17 protein-coding genes are annotated in these 18,532 nt (G+C 63.3%); 14 read left to right on the top strand and 3 right to left on the bottom strand.

Annotated elements, in window-relative coordinates; genetic code table 11:
• Positions 1-23: 23 nt before the first annotated feature.
• Positions 24-890, bottom strand: a complete 867-nt coding sequence (serB, locus tag VE092_RS22230) for a phosphoserine phosphatase SerB (RefSeq protein WP_324880081.1) — start codon at positions 888-890, stop codon at positions 24-26.
• A gap of 58 nt (positions 891-948) precedes the next feature.
• Positions 949-4,386 (bottom strand): transcription-repair coupling factor, encoded by a 3,438-nt coding sequence (gene mfd, locus VE092_RS22225; protein WP_324880080.1) that lies wholly within the window; start codon positions 4,384-4,386, stop codon positions 949-951.
• A gap of 197 nt (positions 4,387-4,583) precedes the next feature.
• On the opposite strand from mfd, the gene ispD reads away from it, so the two are divergent.
• The 3 genes from ispD to VE092_RS22210 all read left to right on the top strand — a co-directional run bounded on the left by ispD (position 4,584) and on the right by VE092_RS22210 (position 6,335).
• The gene (gene ispD, locus VE092_RS22220; RefSeq protein ID WP_324880079.1) at positions 4,584-5,318 is read left to right on the top strand and encodes a 2-C-methyl-D-erythritol 4-phosphate cytidylyltransferase; all 735 of its coding nucleotides are present in this window, start codon (positions 4,584-4,586) and stop codon (positions 5,316-5,318) included.
• A complete protein-coding gene (ispF, locus tag VE092_RS22215; RefSeq protein ID WP_324880078.1) occupies positions 5,315-5,824 on the top strand; it encodes a 2-C-methyl-D-erythritol 2,4-cyclodiphosphate synthase in 510 nt (169 codons plus the stop codon). The genes ispD and ispF overlap by 4 nt, the downstream gene beginning before the upstream one ends.
• Positions 5,825-6,128: 304 nt before the next feature.
• A complete protein-coding gene (locus VE092_RS22210; protein WP_006464465.1) occupies positions 6,129-6,335 on the top strand; it encodes a cold-shock protein in 207 nt (68 codons plus the stop codon).
• A gap of 141 nt (positions 6,336-6,476) precedes the next feature.
• Here the strand turns inward: VE092_RS22210 and aceB are convergent, their stop codons facing one another.
• On the bottom strand, positions 6,477-8,063 hold the full coding sequence (aceB, locus tag VE092_RS22205) for a malate synthase A (protein ID WP_324880077.1): 1,587 nt from the start codon (positions 8,061-8,063) through the stop codon (positions 6,477-6,479).
• 270 nt (positions 8,064-8,333) lie between these two features.
• Between aceB and VE092_RS22200 the strand changes: the two genes are divergently transcribed.
• From VE092_RS22200 to VE092_RS22150, 11 genes are all read left to right on the top strand, one after another.
• On the top strand, positions 8,334-9,242 hold the full coding sequence (locus tag VE092_RS22200; RefSeq protein ID WP_324880076.1) for a LysR family transcriptional regulator: 909 nt from the start codon (positions 8,334-8,336) through the stop codon (positions 9,240-9,242).
• A 486-nt stretch (positions 9,243-9,728) separates the two neighbouring features.
• Positions 9,729-10,034, top strand: a complete 306-nt coding sequence (locus tag VE092_RS22195) for a hypothetical protein (protein WP_324880075.1) — start codon at positions 9,729-9,731, stop codon at positions 10,032-10,034.
• Positions 10,035-10,048: 14 nt separating this feature from the next.
• Positions 10,049-11,845: an ATP-binding protein gene (locus VE092_RS22190; RefSeq protein ID WP_324880074.1), complete on the top strand. Its 1,797-nt coding sequence runs from the start codon at positions 10,049-10,051 to the stop codon at positions 11,843-11,845.
• A gap of 235 nt (positions 11,846-12,080) precedes the next feature.
• Entirely contained in the window at positions 12,081-12,782 is a 702-nt protein-coding gene (locus tag VE092_RS22185) for a prepilin-type N-terminal cleavage/methylation domain-containing protein (RefSeq protein WP_324880073.1), read from the top strand.
• Positions 12,783-12,843: 61 nt separating this feature from the next.
• Positions 12,844-13,485: a prepilin-type N-terminal cleavage/methylation domain-containing protein gene (locus VE092_RS22180; RefSeq protein WP_324880072.1), complete on the top strand. Its 642-nt coding sequence runs from the start codon at positions 12,844-12,846 to the stop codon at positions 13,483-13,485.
• Positions 13,486-13,550: 65 nt separating this feature from the next.
• Entirely contained in the window at positions 13,551-14,207 is a 657-nt protein-coding gene (locus VE092_RS22175) for a type II secretion system protein (RefSeq protein ID WP_324880071.1), read from the top strand.
• Positions 14,208-14,222: 15 nt separating this feature from the next.
• Positions 14,223-14,558, top strand: coding sequence for a hypothetical protein (locus tag VE092_RS22170; protein WP_324880070.1), 336 nt, complete (start codon positions 14,223-14,225; stop codon positions 14,556-14,558).
• Positions 14,559-14,561: 3 nt separating this feature from the next.
• On the top strand, positions 14,562-14,747 hold the full coding sequence (locus VE092_RS22165) for a TcpQ domain-containing protein (protein WP_324880140.1): 186 nt from the start codon (positions 14,562-14,564) through the stop codon (positions 14,745-14,747).
• A gap of 18 nt (positions 14,748-14,765) precedes the next feature.
• Complete coding sequence (locus VE092_RS22160; RefSeq protein WP_324880069.1) at positions 14,766-16,460, top strand: secretin N-terminal domain-containing protein; 1,695 nt, start codon at positions 14,766-14,768, stop codon at positions 16,458-16,460.
• Positions 16,461-16,500: 40 nt separating this feature from the next.
• On the top strand, positions 16,501-17,868 hold the full coding sequence (pilO2, locus tag VE092_RS22155) for a type 4b pilus protein PilO2 (protein WP_324880068.1): 1,368 nt from the start codon (positions 16,501-16,503) through the stop codon (positions 17,866-17,868).
• Complete coding sequence (locus tag VE092_RS22150; RefSeq protein WP_324880067.1) at positions 17,846-18,532, top strand: hypothetical protein; 687 nt, start codon at positions 17,846-17,848, stop codon at positions 18,530-18,532. Before pilO2 ends, VE092_RS22150 begins: the two co-directional genes overlap by 23 nt.

Genomic DNA, 18,532 nt, shown 5'->3' with positions numbered 1-18,532 from the left:
GGGTATGTTGACTGGCCCTGGATTCAGGCCAGCAAGTTCAAGATGCCGTCCAGCCCAACGAAATTCAAGCCCACGCTGGCCTGGGCGCGCACCACCGGCTTGGCGCGGAAGGCCACCGACAGACCGGAGATGCCCATCATGCGCAGGTCGTTGGCACCGTCGCCCATGACGATGGCCTGGGCCGGCGCGGCGCCGATCTCGCGGCAGATGCGTTCGACCGTGGCACGCTTTTCATCCGCATTGACGATGCCGCCGACCACCTTGCCGGTCAGCTTGCCGTCGGCCACCTCCAGAGTATTGGCGTGGGTGTAATCCAGGCCCAGGCGTTGCTTCATGCGGTCGGTGAAGAAGGTGAAGCCGCCGGAGACCAGCAAGGTCTTCAGGCCGGCCGCCTGCACGGCCTTCAGCATGTGTTCCGCCCCGGGCGAGAGTTGCAGGCGCTCGTCATAGACGCGTTGCAGGGCGCCGGCATCCAGGCCCTTCAACAGCGCCACGCGACGGGTCAGGCTTTCGTTGAATTCGATCTCGCCGCGCATGGCGGCCTCGGTGATCTCGGCCACCTGGGGCTTGAGGCCCTGCATGTCGGCGATCTCGTCGATGCATTCGATGGTGATGAGGGTCGAATCCATGTCCATGGCGACCAGGCGGAAATCGGCCAGCTTGCGACCTTCCTCGATGAAGGCGTAGTCCAGGCGGGCTGTCAGGCAGGCGGCATCGATGCTGGCCTTGAGCGTATCGCTCAGGCTCACGCCGGCCACGCGCCAGGCGTCGGCGTCGGCCACGCGACTGGGATCGATGCGTTCGGCCCGACCACCGGCCAGGGCGGCAATGGCGTCGATGTCGGCAGGGGAGACAGCGTGTTGCTTGGGGGCTTGCAGGATCAGGTTCATGTTCTTCGGGTGATGTCGTTGATACGTGATTCGTTGGTAAGACGCAGGCAAGCCGCGATCAGCCGGTCAGCGCCTTCATGGTGGCCTTGACCTGCTGCACCCGCGCCGCCAGGTCGGGCATGCTGGCGGTGATGCGCAGCTTGTCCTGGCCGTTGAGCTTGACCTGCCGGTTCTTCTGCACCAGTTCGATGATGCGCATGGCATCGATGGGCGGATTGGGGACGAACTGCAGCAATGCCGCCTCGGAATGGGCATCGATCTTGATGATCCCCAGCGGCTTGGCGGCGATGCGCAGGCGATGCGTTTCGATGAGTGCCTTGGCCGGGTCGGGCAGCTTGCCGAAGCGGTCGATCAGTTCTTCCTGCAGGGCATCGATGGCGTCGGATTTCTCGCAGTTGGCGAAGCGCTTGTAGAGCGACAGACGCTCGTGCACGTCGCCGCAATAGTCATTGGGCAGCAAGGCCGGGGCGTGCAGGTTGATCTCGGTGGTGGTCGAGAGCGGCGCGGCCAGGTCGGGCTCGCGACCATCCTTCAGGGCGCGCACGGCTTCGTTCAACATGTCGGAATACATCTGGAAACCGATCTCGTGGATCTCGCCCGACTGGTGGTCGCCCAGCACTTCGCCGGCACCGCGGATTTCCAGGTCGTGCATGGCCAGGTAGAAGCCGCTGCCCAGTTCCTCCATCTGCTGGATCGCTTCCAGGCGCCGCTGCGCCTGCTTGGTCAGACCCTGCACATCTTGCACCAGCAAATAGGCATAGGCCTGGTGGTGGGAACGGCCGACCCGGCCGCGCAACTGGTGCAACTGCGCCAGGCCGAACTTGTCGGCGCGGTGCATGATGATGGTGTTGGCGGTGGGCACGTCGATGCCGGTCTCGATGATGGTGGTGCACAAGAGGATGTTGAAACGTTGCGCCACGAAGTCGCGCATCACCTTTTCCAGGTCGCGCTCGTGCATCTGGCCATGGGCCACGGCGATCCGCGCTTCGGGCAGCAAGGCTTCCAGCGCCGCCTTGCGGTTGGCGATGGTCTCCACTTCGTTGTGCAGGAAATAGACCTGGCCACCCCGCTTCAATTCGCGCAGGCAGGCTTCGCGGATCGTGGATTCGCTCTCGCCCCGCACGAAGGTCTTGATGGCCAGGCGCTTCTGCGGCGCCGTGGCGATGACCGAAAAATCACGCAGCCCTTCCAGCGCCATACCCAGCGTACGCGGGATGGGGGTGGCGGTGAGCGTCAATACATCAACCTCGGCGCGCAGGGACTTGAGCGCTTCCTTCTGGCGCACGCCGAAGCGGTGTTCCTCGTCGATGATGACCAGGCCCAGGCGCGAGAACTTGACTTCATCCGAGAGCAGCTTGTGGGTGCCGATGACGATGTCGATGGTGCCATCGCCCAGGCCCTTGATGGCTTGCGTGACTTCCTTGCCGGTACGGAAGCGCGACAGTTCGGCGATCTTCACCGGCCAGTTGGCGAAGCGGTCGGCGAAGGTGGTCGCATGCTGTTCGGCCAGCAACGTGGTCGGCGCCAGGATGGCCACCTGCTTGCCGCCCATCACTGCCACGAAGGCGGCGCGCAGGGCGACCTCGGTCTTGCCGAAGCCGACATCGCCGCAGATCAGGCGATCCATGGGCTTGCCGCCGGTCATGTCCTTGATGACGGCGTTGATGGCGGCGGCCTGGTCGGCCGTTTCCTCGAAACCGAAACTGTCTGCAAAGGCTTCATAGTCATGCGCCGAATACTGGAACGCATGCCCCTGCCGCAGCGCCCGACGGGCGTACAGGTTCAGCAATTCGGCGGCGGTATCGCGCACCTGCTGGGCAGCCTTGCGCTTGGCCTTTTCCCACTGGCCGGAGCCCAGCGCATGCAGCGGCGCATCTTCCGGCGAGGCGCCGGAATAGCGCGAAATGACGTGCAATTGCGAAACCGGCACGTAGAGCTTGGTCTCCTTGGCGTATTCCAGATGCAGGAATTCGGTCTCGCCCTCGCCCAGGTCCATGCTGACCAGACCCATGTAGCGGCCGATGCCGTGACTGCTGTGGACCACCGGGTCACCGATCTTCAGTTCCGACAGATCGCGCACCATGTATTCGACATCGGTGGCCGCCTGCTGCTTGCGGCTGCCCACGCGGCGGCCGCTGCCGGCATACAGTTCGGTCTCGGTCACCAGTGCCAGGCCATCGGCGGTGATGAAACCGGCCTGCAGCGGCGCCACACCCAGCATCAGCGGTTCGTCGCTGGCCAGGAAGGCCTCCCAGTCCTCACACAGCACCGGGTGCAGGTCGTATTCGGCGAAGTATTGCTGCAGGGTTTCGCGCCGGCCATTGGTCTCGGCACAGATCAGCACGCGTTCGGCACCCTTGAGCAAGAAGCTGCGCAGGTTCACCAGCGGATCATCGGCGCGGCGGTTGACAGCGATATTGGGGAGCGGCGCGGATATCGCCGAGGGGGCATCGTCGGTCTTGAGCACCCAACGGGCATGGGGCTTGAGGAGGGTGAAGAAATCTTCATCATCCAGATAGATGGCCTTGGGCTCCAGCACCGGACGCTCACGGTCGGCATTGAGGAAGGTCCAGCGCGAGCGGGTATCGCTCCAGAAGCGCTTGATGGACTGCTCGATGTCGCCCACGGTGGCGAACATGGCATTGGCCGGCAGGTACTGGAACAGCGTGGCCGTCTCGTCGAAGAACAGCGGCAGGTAATATTCGATGCCGGCCGAGGCGATGCCGTTGCCGATGTCCTTGTAAATGGCCGAGCGCGTGGGATCGCCCTCGAACACTTCGCGCCAGCGGTTGCGGAAGGCCAGGCGCGCCGCCTCGTCCATGGGGAATTCGCGGCCCGGCAGCAGGCGCACTTCCGGTACCGGATAGAGCGAGCGCTGGGTGTCGGCATCGAAGGTACGGATGGTTTCGATGGTGTCGCCGAACAGGTCCAGCCGGTACGGCAGCACCGAACCCATGGGGAAGATGTCGATCAGGCCGCCGCGCACCGAATATTCGCCCGGCGACATCACCTGCCCAACGTGGGTGTAACCGGCCAGGGTGAGCTGGGACTTGAGCTTGGCCTCGTCGAGCTTCTCACCCTGCTTGAAGAAGAAGGTATAGGCCGCCAGGAACTGCGGCGGCGCCATGCGCAGCAAGGCGGTCGTGGCCGGCACGATCAGCAGGTCGCACTGGCCGGACTGCACTTCATAGAGCGTGGCCAGGCGTTCGGAGACCAGGTCCTGATGCGGCGAGAAGGCGTCGTAGGGCAGCGTTTCCCAGTCCGGCAGCAGGTGGCAGCGCAGACGCTCGCCCTCCTTGGGCTGGAACCAGGGGATCTCGGAAAGCAGGCGCTGGGCGTCGGTGGCCCCGGCCACTACCACGGCCAGCATGCGGCCCTCGGCCTTGAGCGCCAGGGCGGCCTGGGCCAACAGGTAGGCATCGGCGGAACCGTGCACGGCGGGGGGCTGGAAACGGACGCCCGCTTTGGGCAAGGATTTTTTCGGATCGAAGGACATCAGGATCGGCGGATCGACTTGGTTCGGCTTGGTTCAGCTTGTTCGACAGGAGCACCAGCAGCGGCCGCCGCGCGTGCAGCGCCGCAAAATGCCGGCCGCTGGCAGGGGATTGGCATTAGAATTCAGCCTCTCATTATAAACGATGGCCCCAGCGCAGGCCGCCCCCGGCGGGCCGCGCGCGGGCCGGTCCGGCCCGCATGAAGCTTCCGCCCTCTCCCAGCACTGCCGCGCGGCATTACGCGCTGATCCCCGCCGCCGGGGTCGGCGCCCGCATGGGCGCGCAAGTCCCCAAGCAATACATGACACTGGCCGGCAAACCCATGCTGCTGCATGCGCTGGAAACCTTTGCCGCGCATGCGCGCATCGACCACAGTTTCGTGGTGGTCAGCCCCGAGGATGGCTGGATCGACGCCCTGCTCCCCCCCGCCCTGCTCGCGCACACCACGGTGCTGCGCGTGGGTGGGGCGACGCGGCAGGACAGCGTGTTCAATGGCTTGCAGGCGATCCGCCCCAAGGTGACCGACGGCGACTGGGTGCTGGTCCACGACGCCGCCCGCCCCGGCCTGGACGCCGTGCTGATCGACCGTCTGCTCGATGCGCTGGCCAATGATGAGGTTGGAGGCCTGCTGGCACTGCCGGTGGTGGATACCCTCAAACGCGGTGATGACCAGTCCCGCTCGCAGGACACCGTGCCGCGCGCTGGCCTGTGGGCGGCACAGACACCGCAGATGTTCCGCTACGCCCTGCTGCAGCATGCCCTGGAACAGGCGCGCCGGCAGGACCGTCTGGCCGCCATCACGGATGACGCCAGCGCCATCGAAATGCTGGGCCTGCGTCCGAGTCTGGTCGAGGGCAGCCCCCGCAATCTCAAGGTCACGCTGGCGCAGGACGCCGCGCTGGCCGAATTCTTCCTGAAAGGTCCGCACGCATGAGCACTGCCTTCCCCTTCCGCATTGGCCAGGGTTATGACTGTCACGCCCTGGTCGAAGGCCGCCCGCTGATCCTGGGCGGCGTCACCATCCCGCACAAGAAGGGCCTGTTGGGCCACTCCGACGCCGACGCCCTGCTGCACGCCATCACCGACGCCCTCTTCGGCGCGGCCGCGCTGGGCGACATCGGCCGCCACTTCCCCGACACCGACCCGCAATTCAAGGGCGCCGACTCACGCGTGCTGCTGCGCGAAGCCGGCAAGCGCCTGGACGCAGCGGGCTACGCGGTGGGTAACGTGGATGCCACCATCATTGCCCAGGCGCCCAAGATGGCGCCGCATATTGCGGCCATGGTGGCCCATGTGGCGGCCGATCTCGGGATTTCTGGTCAGCAAGTGAACATCAAGGCCAAAACCAATGAAAAAATGGGATTTTTGGGTCGTGAAGAAGGGATTGCGACCGAAGCGGTCGTGCTGATCTACCGGAAAAACGCCGAAAAAAACCTGTAGGAAAGTGCCCGACAGCCCCGCGTAGGACACTGACCGACAGCCGGAAAGCCGCACCAGACAAGGGATTGAGGGCAGCTTCCTGCACCATTTGCCGGCATGCATGGAAATCTAAAGCACCGAAAAAAACCATTAAAACTTTTAATTGAACTTTCGAGCCGAAAATGGCTTGCATTCTCGATTTAATGAGTATAATCGTCGCGTCGTTAGGATTCGAGCTGGTAGTGCGGTTCTTCGCTGTCATTCCTCCCGAGTAACGATAAAGAGCCGGGCGCAAGCCCCAATCAATTAAATTTAGGAGTCCGTAATGGCAACTGGTACCGTCAAGTGGTTCAACGATGCAAAAGGTTTTGGCTTCATCACCCCGGACGAAGGCGGCGAAGATCTGTTCGCTCACTTCTCGGCTATTCAATCGAATGGCTTCAAGTCGCTGAAGGAAAACCAACGCGTTTCCTTCGAAGTGACCACCGGCCCGAAGGGCAAGCAAGCTTCGAACATCGTTCCGGCTGCTTAAGCTTTTCAAGCTAGAAAAAATCCCCGACTCGTCGGGGATTTTTTTCGTCTGTCGCTTTTGCACGGCGCAGGCCCGCCCAAGAAAAATCCCCGCCCTCTTGCGAGTAGCGGGGATGTTCATTCTGACTGAAGCGGATCTGAATCAGATTTCTTCGTACAGCGGCAGCGTCAGGAATTCGGCAAAGGTCTCGGAGGTGGACATCTCTTCGAAGATCTTGGCGGCGCGGTCATAGGTCGGGCCGTCACCGGCGACCTGCTTCACCTTGGCCAGCTCTTCGGGGATCATTGCGCGCACCATGTCGGCCGTGACCTTGCGGCCATCTTCCAGATTGCCCTTGGCGCTGCGGATCCACTGCCACACCTGGGCACGGCTGATCTCGGCGGTGGCCGCATCTTCCATCAGGTTATGGATGGGCACGCAACCGTTGCCGGCCAGCCAGGCACCCAGATAGTGGATGCCGACGTTGATGTTGTAGCGCAGGCCGGCTTCGGTGATCGGGGTCTCCGGCTGGAAGTTCAGCAGGTCGGCCGCCTTCACGTCCACATCCGGACGCTGCTTCTCGAACTGGTTGGGCTTGTCGCCCAATACCGCCACGAATTCCTTCATCGAGGCCTCGACCAGGCCCGGGTGCGCAACCCAGCCGCCGTCGTAGCCGTCGGTAGCGTCACGACGCTTGTCGTTGATGATGCCCTGCATGGCGATGGCGTTCTTTTCCGGGTCGTTCTTGATCGGAATCAGCGCGCTCATGCCGCCGATGGCCGGCGCGCCGCGCTTGTGGCAGGTCTTCAGCAGCAGCAGTGCATACGCGCGCATGAAGGGCGACGTCATGGTGACCTTGGCGCGGTCGGCCAGGCAGAAGTCCTTGTCGTTCTTGAACTTCTTGATGCAGGAGAAGATGTAGTCCCAACGACCGGCATTCAGGCCGGCGCTGTGCTCGCGCAGTTCATAGAGGATTTCTTCCATCTCGAAGGCGGCGGTGATGGTTTCGATCAGCACGGTGGCCTTGATGGTGCCTTGCGGCAGACCGATCTCGTTCTGCGCCATGACGAAGATGTCGTTCCACAGACGCGCTTCCAGGTGCGACTCCATCTTGGGCAGGTAGAAGTACGGGCCGGCGCCACGGGCCAGCTGCTCCTTGGCGTTGTGGAACAGGAACAGGGCGAAGTCGAAGATGCCGCCGGAGATGCGCTTGCCGTCCAGGGTGACGTGCTTTTCATCCAGGTGCCAGCCACGCGGACGTACCACCAGGGTGGCGATCTTGTCGTTGAGCTTGTAGCTCTTGCCGTTGGATTCCAGCGAGATGGTGCGACGGATGGCGTCGTACAGGTTGATCTGGCCGCTGATCTGGTTATCCCAGACCGGCGAGTTGGAATCCTCGAAGTCGGTCATGTAGCTGTCGGCGCCCGAGTTGAAGGCGTTGATGACCATCTTGCGCTCCACCGGACCGGTGATTTCCACGCGACGGCACTTCAGCGCCTCGGGGATGGGCGCGATCTTCCAGTCGCCGGTACGGATGGATTCGGTTTCCTTCAGGAAGTCGGGGCGCTCGCCGGCATCCAGGCGCTTGACGCGCTCGGCGCGGGCGGCCAGCAGTTCCTGGCGACGGCCTTCGAAGGCGCGCGAGAGCTTGGCAACCAGCGACAGGGCGTCAAAGGTCAGGACGTTCTCGTAACCCGGCTTGATCTCGCCGGAGATTTCCATGCCGGTGGGCAGCTTCAATTGCGTCATGCTGGACTCCTCAAAAAGAAAAATGGACTAGGTGAGCTTGTTTATCTTGTTTTCATGATTGTGCCTGATGCGCGGTCGCTTTTTGCATCGCATCACGCACTTTATGTACGCAGTATATTTAAACAAAATGCCTATGAGTGGAAGCTTTTATCACTTTATCTTTGCGTTTTAGTCATAAGTGAGCAGATAATCACCAGGTAGTGATGATGCGGCCTGTGCCACACCCGGCGCGGCTTTGCCCCCGATCCCAGCCTCTTTCCAGGGACCCGCATGGACCAGTTCAAGCAGATTTCGACCTTTGCCGAGGTCGCCACCCGTGGCAGCCTCTCGGCCGCCGCCCGCGCCGAGGGCATCGCCCCGGCCATGATAGGCCGCCGGCTGGACGCGCTGGAAGAGCGCCTGGGCGTGAAACTGCTGCAGCGGACCACCCGCAAGATCGTCCTCACCAATGAGGGCGCCGCCTTCCTGGAGGACTGCCAGCGCATCCTGGCCGACCTGGAAGATGCCGAATCGGCCGTCTCCGAACGCAGCGCCCGCGCCAGCGGGCAATTGCTGATCTCGGCCCCGGCCGGATTCGGACGCCAGCACGTGGCGCCACTGGTCCCCTCCTTCCTGGCCGAGCACCGCGACGTCACGCTCACGCTGAACCTGAACGATCGCATTGCCGACGTCATCGGTGAAGGAATAGACGTCGCCATCCGCATCGCCACCCTGACCGACTCCAACCTGGTGAGCGTGAAGCTGGCGGACAACCACCGCGTGATCGTCGCCGCCCCTTCCTACCTGCGTCGCCACGGCACACCGCAGACTCCCGATGAACTGGTGCGCCACAATTGCCTGGCCATGAGCAGCGAAGGCAGCCAGCGCGGCTGGACCCTGAAGCAATCGGGCAAGGTCAGTGTCTACAAGGTCGGAGGCAACATGGTCTGCAATGACGGCGAGGTGCTACACAACTGGGCGCTGGCCGGTCGCGGACTGGCCTGGCGTTCGATGTGGGAAGTCGGCGCTGCCATCGAGGCCGGAGAACTGGTCACGGTGCTGGACAAATTCGCCGCTCCGGCCCCGTCCATCTACGCGGTCTTCGCCCAGCGGCGCCATCTGCCCTTGCGCATCCGCGCTTTCGTGGATTTCCTGCGGCATGCGTACGCCCAGCCGGATTACTGGAACAAGTCGGCCTGATACGACCTCTGGCCAGCAGCTAAACACCGGTCACCCCCTGCCCCGGACCGAAATGAGGAAAGTGTCCCCGCAGCACGGTTGCACCGGCGGCGGCTGCGGCTTCCCGCAACATGGCTCGACTGGCGCACGCCGGCTCAGGCGCGCTGCCGCCACGTCGTCAAGATCAGCCAGCAGGTGACGCCCTCGCGCTGCGAATGCCAGCGGTCTCACTTGTGGCCTCCCGCTCCGCCCCACCCGCCATTGCCGCGCGAGACCGGGCGCGGCTAAAAAAACGCACTCTCCTTCAGCGCTTCGTCCACCTCACCGGGTGAGGTGGTGGCTAGCCCTCTTGTGCAAAGGTGCTGCGGCCCTAAGGGTTGCCGATCGCACGGCATACCTGATCACCTACCGGATTGCCTACCGGATTACCTACCAGATTACGTCTCGGATTTCCTACCGGCTCGTCCGACGATCGCCCCCATCCCGCCGAAAGAGCAACAAGACGGCATGGCATCCGTCAGTCGGAAGCCCACACCAAGCTGCCTGGTTGTGCTCGCTTGCAGATTTCTTCTGATCGCCCTACACCCCAGTACCCAAGCGGCTTACAGCCCGGTCACGCAGTCATCAAATGTCAGCACTTTTGACTTTTCCGGCGCTACGCTGGCGACCTCGAATAAACAAATTCAACGCTACGACGAGGGGGAGTCATGGGTAGGCAATGCGATGCCATGGAAGCAGCGTAGGGAAATGCATACCACGCTTGCTGCCGCGATTTTTCCCGCGGCGCAAATTCATCTCAACACTTTTTTATAGATATCGCTACCGATATGTTTTTTGCGCAAGAAGATAGCCTCGGGCTGGTCGAGCATGAGGAAGGCCTGCAGTTCAGAGCGATCTGCACCTATGAACGGCTGTACCAGGCCGGACTCGTGCCAGGGCAGTTCCTCGCCGTGACCGCGCCGGACTGGAACAATGACGACGCCCAGGAGTTCCTCCTGGTTCGCTTCCTGCACGTCACCACGCAGCGCGAGGGCATGCTCGACACCTGTGCGCTGCATGGCCGGGTGATCGGCCACTGCCGCTTCGATAAGCGTACTGCGGATCTGTTCTACTACGCCGGGCTGCCGGCCTATGGCGCACCGATGCTGGCGCCTGCCTGCGCCTGCCACGCGCTGCCCGAAGTCCTCCTGCAGACCATACTGGCCTTGCCTGGCCACAGCTTCGAACTGGGCCACGTGCGCTGGAGCGAACATATCGGCCCCCAGCCGCAGCGAGTGTCGGTGGTGATGAACCTCGACGAAATCGTCGGCAAGCGTACCGCCATGTTCGGCAAGACCCGCCTGGGCAAATCCAACGTGGTCAAGCTGCTCATGCAGGGTGTGCTCGAGGCCACCGCAAAGACCCGCCATGTCGGCCAGCTGGTGTTCGACGTCAATGGTGAATACGCCCACAACAATCCCCAGGACGGCAACTTCTCCATTGCCGCAGCCTATCCCGAGCGGGTGGTGGTCTACCACCTCTCGTCGCACGCACGCGGCAAGGCTGAATTCCTGCGCTATAACTTCTTCGACATCCCCGATCGTGCACTGGCCATCTTTTCCGAGCTGCTCGCGCCCGCGATTCTGGAGACTCCCGAGGTGCGCAACTTCCTGATGATCCGCCTGCCGGAAATGGCGGCGCTCAGACAGGGCAGTTCGGAAGCCAGGATCATCGCCTTCCGCAAGCTCTGCCTGTACTGGACACTACTGCAGGATGCAGGCTTCGAGGCGGGAGAAAATGTCCGCACCGAAATCACCGATTGTGGCGTGGCCAACGCAGGCTTCAGCCAGGGATTGCGCATGGCGGCCTGGCAGGCGATCCGATCCAAGGTAGCCCCGCCGCTGCCCGCCGACTTCGACGAGATGAACGAGGAAATCCGCGTGATCTCGATCTTCGCGCTCAAGTATCCGAACGACCCCAATCTGCGCACCAACCGCGGCGAAGTGTTCGACGATGAAGATCGCACGATACAGCGACTGCTGTGCCAGACCAATAGCGTTGGCCCCTTCTTCCTGCGCGAATGTCAGCAGTTCCACTCGCCGCACGCTACCGATTTCGTGCATACCACCTTGCGCGCCTTGAACGAAGGCAAGACCGTCATCATCGATCTGGGCTCGGCCAATGAACGCATCATGCGCTATTTCTCGCGCGTCATCTCCATGGCCATATTCGTGCAGCAGGAGCGCAAATTCATTACCAATGCCATGGGCAAGTTCTTCGTCCAGATCTATTTCGAAGAAGCGCACATGATCTTCCCCGTCGAGGCGGCCGGCAAGCACAGCACAGACATCTACGCACGCTTTGCCAAGGAGGGTGCCAAGTTCGGTATCGGCATCATCTATTGCACCCAATCCCCGACCTCGATCAGTTATTCCCTGCTGACGCAGACCGAGAATTTCTTCGTCGGCCATCTCTCCAGCCGCACCGATGTCGATGTGCTGGCCTCGGTGCAAAGTCTGTTCTCTCCCGTCAAGCACGACATCATGCAATGCCGCCTCCCCGGCTTCATGCGCGTCCTGACCCATTCCCGCCGCTTCGTCTTGCCCGTCCAGACCAAGCGTTTCGACCCACGAGAAAGGAGATGAGCCCGTGATGAAGTAAATCGCCAATCCAGAAGCAAGCCCGCGACTACGCTAAAAAAGCAAGGCGCTTGCGCGCACGGCCTCCCTCCCCCCTGGCTCCCCACCAGGGCCGGGGCAGGACGACGGGACCGCCCATGCCCGAGCGCATCGATCTTCGCTACCGATTCATCCATTTAACGGTGAGTGCCGCTTCCCCCCTCTTTCAACCGGCACCACCTTTTTTTCAAGGAAGATAACCATGCTCTATCCCCCCCGCCCGGTACGCAAGGCGCGCCGCCGGCCGGCTGCGCAAAGCGGCTTCACCATTGTCGAACTGTCGGTGGCCGTCGCCATCGCCGGCGTGCTGCTGGTTGCAGCCATTGCGCTGGTGCAGGTGGTACTGCGGCAAACGCGGACCAATGACCTGGTCAGCAGCATCCCGCGTACGCTGACCCAGATCGACAAGATGTACGCGCGTGCTACCAACTTCGGCACGCTGGACACCCAGATTGCCATCGGCTTTGGCGCCTTCGACGGGGCGTTCGATATCACCGGCCCTGCCAACGCCCGAGTGGCCACCCATCGATTTGGCTATCGGACGCTGGCCCGAAGGGCAACCAGTTTTCGCAGCGCCGACGATGGCGCAGCGTATGCGGTGATGTACGCCGGCATTCCCCGTGCTGCCTGCGCGGATGTGGTGACCTCCGCTGCCGCTTCCGGTGTACTCGGCTTGATCGTTGCACCGGAAACTGGTGTCGTTGGCACCCCTGCATTTGGCGAAGCTCAGGCAGAGGGCCTCACGATCGGCATGTTCGATGCGACTCGTGCTGTTCCGCCTGCAGGTATCCGGGTGAAAGGTACTGAGCGCAACGGCGCGCTAGACGTGGAGGGAATGGCCGGCAGCAATGCATGCGGCACCAATAGCGACACCGTGACCATCGCCATGGTCAACTGGAAGTAATCTCCACTCGGCACCGATCTTGCCCTGGCGGGATGCCCTGCCAGGGCGATCGCAGATCCCCATGAAAACCCATCAATCCGGCTATACGCTGGTGGAACTTTCCGTGGTCGTGGCCCTGGCCGGCATGATCGTGCTGGGCAGCATCGCCGGCACCACCACGCTGCTCCATCAGCAAAGACTCAACGAACTCTCCGCGCAGAATGCCGACGCCATCAAGCGCATCAACGAGACCTATGCCCAGCTACCCAGCTATGCCGGTCTGTCCTTGCGGCAGGCGGTGTCCTTCGGCGCATTCAACCAGTTCACCATCACCGAGCGCGCCACCGATGACGTGACCGTCACCCATCCATTCGGCGGCGCCGTCGGCGTAGCACCGGCCAGGGGCGACGCGCCGCTGGCCTGGGGCTTGTATCTCAACGCCATCCCGGCGGCGCACTGCATCGACCTGTTGTACCAGGCCGCACCGATGGCCGACGGCCTCGTGGTCTTTCCCAATGGAATGGACGCACCCAACAACTGGACCGCCAATATCGCCGTCGATATCAACATCCCTGCGATCAACATCGCCACCGGCTTGAGCGGCCCTGCTCCGCGCATCGCCAAGAACCTGACGGAGGATCTGGCGCCCGCCGCGCTCGTGGCGGCGTGCAGTGAGGCGGGCAACACCCTGGGCGTGCTGCTACTGAAATCCAAACTACCATGAACCTCTTTCCCCTTCTCCGGCAGGCCGGCACAAGCCACAGCCGCGGCCGATCCGGCCACGCCCCTTTGCAACCGCGGCGCCAGCATGGTTTCACGCTGGTGGAGCTGGCCGTCTCGATGGCCATCGCCGCCATCCTGGTGGTGTCCTCGATGGCGGTGCTGCGCCAGCAACTGGACCGGACCCAGGTGGCCTCGTCGTCCTATTTTCTGCAGCAGACGATGCTGGCCGTGCAGAATTTCTTCGTCAACGACAACGGCACCGCGCCGATCGACAACAGGGCATTGGCCAACGGCGCCGCCGTGGCCCGCCAGTATGTCGGCATCGGAGCCGGCGGCGCGACCGTGATCACCAACACCTGGGGCGGACGGATGTTCGTGGGGCCGTTGTTCCCCGGTCGAAGTACCGACTGGGTATTGCAGGCATCCGGCCTGCCCATGCGCCTGTGCCAGGACATCGTGCAGAGCCTGGAGTCGACCTTGAACGGTGCCGGGATGCGGCATGGCATGGCCGGCGCGGCCACTCCCGGTGCGGATCTGACTACGCCGGCGCTGGGCTCGGTTGCACTGGATCCCGACGGTGCGTTGAGCACAGTCCTTCCCACCGTCCATCTGCTCAAGACCAATCCCTATGCACCGATCAATCCCGCTGCGTTGACCAGTCTGTGTGAAACCAACCAGCCTTACTTCAACCTCTTCCTCACAGGCAACAACCATGCTCTCTAAGGAGAGCGTCCAACTATGAAAAAACTCACGACCTATCTGATACCTGCTGGCCTTCGCTCCAGCCACCCTCGCCAATGGTTGCCTCCGCTCGTCCTGCTGGCGACCTGCCTCCCCGCGCACGCCCAGCAGGCGGCTGAGCCGGAACCGGACATCGCGGCGCCGCCACCGGTCAGTCAGAGGGCCTCGGCCTGGATACCCAAGGCAGAGCCGCTCGCGCCCGAGCTGTCCGACGAGATCGGACTGTCCGCACTGGGCCAGCAACCCGATCCCGGCGTGCAGCAATGGCAGGTGCGACGCACCGATGTCTCGGTGCGCCGGCTGTTGCAACGCTGGAGCGGCGAGGCCGGCTAGCAGCTGCTGTGGGACGTCCCTCGCGACTTCCCCGTCGAGACCGAGCTGCAGCTGTCGGGTCGCATCGAGCAGGTGGTCAGCGCAGTGGTGGAGTCGCTGGCCACCACCGACTATCCGGTGCAGGCACGCATCAACAGCGAGCTGCGCATTATCCGAATCAGCCGCTATCTGGAAGGCAAGGCCCGTTGAGGCCCATCAAGGTTACCTATGAATATCGAACAACCCATCCCCCCTCTGCACCAGTCCCGCCAGCCGGACGCACCAAGTGCGCCGCGTGGCCGCCGTTATCCGCATTCCCTTCCCCTGCTGGTGGCCACCAGCATGCTGTGCTCGGCGTGCAGCACCTGGCAGCAGGCCGACCAGACGCTGGACAAGGTCTTCAACCAAACCGCCAGCTCGCGCGCCGAGCTGACCTCGGCCCAGCCGCGCCCGGCCTATGCGGTCAAGGATTCGCGCCTGGTCATCGCCACCCGTTCCATGCCGCTCTCGCGCGAGGCCGCGCTACCGGATGCCATGCGCCAGGTGGCCTTCCGCTTCCCGGGACGCTACTCCATGGCCACCATCGTCGAGCGCATCGCCAGCGAAACCGGCGTCCCCATGCTGCTCACTCCCGATGCCCTGATGCCGGCCTCGCGCTTCACCGTCGGCGCCAACGGTGGCCAGGCGGCTGCCGCAGCACCGGCTGCGGGCGCGACAGCACAAGGTGGCGCCAGCGAGAAGAGCGCCTTCGGCGAAAAAGGCCTGAGCGACCTCAGCTTCAGCAATCAGGCCTATGGCAACACCTACGAACTCAATTACGCCGGATCGTTTGCCGGCCTGCTGGATTACGTCGCCGTGCGCGCCGGCCTGCAATGGAAATACGAGGATGACCGCATTCTCTTCTATCGCGTCAGCACCCGCACCTTCACGATCAAGACCTTGAGTTCTCCCTTCAAGTACACCGCGACCCTGTCGGCCTCCACCGACAGCAGTGGCGGCGGTGGTGGCGGCGGTGGTGCGGGCGGCGGCAGTTCGGCCACCATGGACTTCGAATCCGACTTCTGGGGCGGCATCGAAAAGACCCTGGGCTCGCTGGTGTCGGGCGGCGGCAAGTTCTCGGTCGATCCCAAATCCGGCGTGATCACCGTCACCGATGCCGCCGAGCCGATGAAGGTGGTGGAAACCTATATCGAGCATGTCAACAAGGGACTCTTGCGCCAGGTCAGTCTGGAAATCCAGGTGCTGTCGGTGCAGTTGAACGACGAATTCTCGGCTGGCATCGACTGGAACGTGGTGCGCAACAACTTCGTCAGCTCCAGCCCTTCGGCGCTCTTGCCCAGCCAGTCCGGCAGCCCCTTCACCATCGGCTACCGCAACGGCAGTGGCAACACCGCGCTGATCAAGCTGCTCAAGACCTTCGGCCGGGTCTCGACCACCTATTCAGGGGTGGCGGTGACCTCCAACCGGGTTTCGGTCCCGCTGATGGTGGTCAACCAGCAGGCCTATCTGAAGCAGACCCAGGCGGCGGTGGTCACCGGCGGCCAGGTGGGTAGTGTCTCCACCACCGGGCCCAGCCTGACACCGGGACAGATCAGTACCGGCATGTCGCTGGCCTTCCTGCCGGTGGTGCTCGATTCCAATCAGGTGCTGCTGCAGACCTTCATCAACATTTCCAGCCTCAAGGGCCTGCCCTCGTTCAGTTCGGCCGGACAGACCATCCAGCTGCCCAACGTGAGTGCCTTCACCGTGGGCCAGCGCATGGTGGTGCCCACGGGCGAGACCCTGGTCATGCTCGGCTACGACCAGGCCCAGGCCAATTCCAGCAACAGCGGCAGCGTCGATGGCCTGGAGGCCAGCAAGACCGCGTCCAATGTCCGCCAATCCTTCGTGATTCTGATTACCCCACGGCTGAGCGATGTCTAACAATCTACACAACAACAAGCCGGGCCGCAGCAGCAGGCCGATGGAGGATCAAAGTCGTATCTTCCAGAAGGGCAAGGTGACCCTGGTGGCCGGTCTGCGCTGGGTGCCGCTGAACAAGGGCGAACGCAACAAGCTCTTCAGCGCGGCCCGCATCGAAGGCGAGCAGAGCTATTGCATCACCTCCGATGGCACGCAGATCGGTTTCTTCTCGTCCACCGCTGGCAGTCGCGGCAAGGGCCGCGGCGCAGTGGCCTCGCTGGCGCTGCTGCTGAGCCAGAACTATTCGCACGGCGGCGAGGAAATCTTCGCCTTCCATGTCGATGCCCAGCGCAGCTGCCTGGTGGTCTTGCGCGACGGCCAGCCGGTGCCGGGTTTTGACGTCATCGGCAGCCCGGCGGCGGTGACCGAGCGCATCAACACCTTCCTGCAGCTGACCGATACCGGCTCGGTACGCCGGGTAGGCGCGCTCGATCTGCTGGGCAATGTGGAAGAGATCGACTGGGATCTGGTGCTCGATGAAGTCAGTGCCAAGGTCCGTCTGAAGAGGATCCCAGACTTCCGGCAGATACTCGCGGTACTGGCCGTATCGGTGGTGGCGGTGGTGGCCGGATTCGGCGCGGTCACCTACAAACTGGCCCAGGACAGGAAGCTCGCCGAAGAACAGGCCCGCATCGCCAACGATCCCAACATCGTCTACGAACGCAAGGTCGACGGCGATCTGGCCGCCGTCACCGGTACCGGCCAGGACAGCCTGCGACGCATGATCGGTGGCCTCAAGCAGATCCCGCTGCAGATCAATGGCTGGCGGCTGAGCAAGGTGGAATGTACGCCGGCCCTGTGCAACGCCTCCTGGATCCGCAGCTACGGCAACTTCGCCGAGTTCGGCAGTGCGCTGCCGCCCTCGGCGATGGGTCAGCCGCAATTCGACGTCTTCAAGCCCGAGGACCTCACCAGCGCCAGGCTGGTGACCCAGCATCGTCTCGAAGCGGCGGCGACCGGCCCGACCTCCACCGCCCCCGCTGCATCCTCAGCCGCACCATCGGCTGCCCCGGCGGTCAGGCCGGCAGGACCGAAACTGATACGCACCGCCCTGCCGCTGCGCAGCGACGTGTCGTCGAAGTTCTTCAGCACCCTGCAAGACCTCTCGATGATGGACATCAAGGTCAAGGTGGAGCCGGCGCAGCTGTTCGCCGGACAAGGTGATGTCAAGCAGCTGGTGCGCCCGGTGGTCAACGCCGCCTGGACCATCGAGGGGCCGCTGTGGACCCTGGAAGACATCGTGCTGGAAGACTACGTGGCCCTCGATACCTTCACCGTCGAATTCGATACCGACAAGGCCGCTGCCTCCCTGGAAAAGACCCACTACAAGCTCTCAGGAAAATATTATGCAAAAGGTAAAGACTTCTAAACTGCCGCTGATGCTGGCGTTGACAGCCTCGCTGCTGGGCGCGGCGCAAGCCGCCCACGGCGAGGACGCGCCGGCGCAGGCCGATGCGAGCGCCAACCACCTCGGCCAGGGCGCCACCATGGGCGACATGATCAAGCTCGCCAAACAGGCCGGCGAACGCGAACTCGCCGCCCGCCTCAACCCGGGCAGCAAAAATCCCGCCAAGGATCCGAATGCCGCCCCCGTGGTCGAGAAAAATCCGGTTCTGCTGGCCCTGTACGGCATCGACCGCCACTACAAGGCCGAACTCGACGTCAACGGCCAGTCACGGGTGGTGCAAGTGCCGGGGCCGCTGCGCAAGATGGGACCGTGGAAATACATCGCCCTGATGGAAGAAGGCGTGCTGCTGACCAAGAGCCCGCCGGAGGCCGGCAAGTCCGGCGGTGCCCGCCGTGGCACGACGGTGCAGGCCTGCCAGCAGCATGAGACCTGCCTGTTCCTGTCGGTGCCCAAGGGCAGCGACGATTCGCGCTCGCTGGTCCCGCCGGATGCCCAGGCCCGCCATCTGGCCGGCCAATTGCCGGGCGCGGTCGCCGGCCGCGCGGCGGCGCTGGAATTCGGCGGCAAGCCCCAGGTTCCGGGCGAGCGCATCAACATGGTCAATACGAGACCGGCCTCGCGTTGA

This window comes from Herbaspirillum sp. (assembly GCF_035644555.1).
Taxonomy (GTDB): Bacteria; Pseudomonadota; Gammaproteobacteria; order Burkholderiales; family Burkholderiaceae_D; genus Herbaspirillum.
Note: the sequence above shows the minus strand (reverse complement) of the source record. Positions and strands in the feature narration are given on the sequence as shown.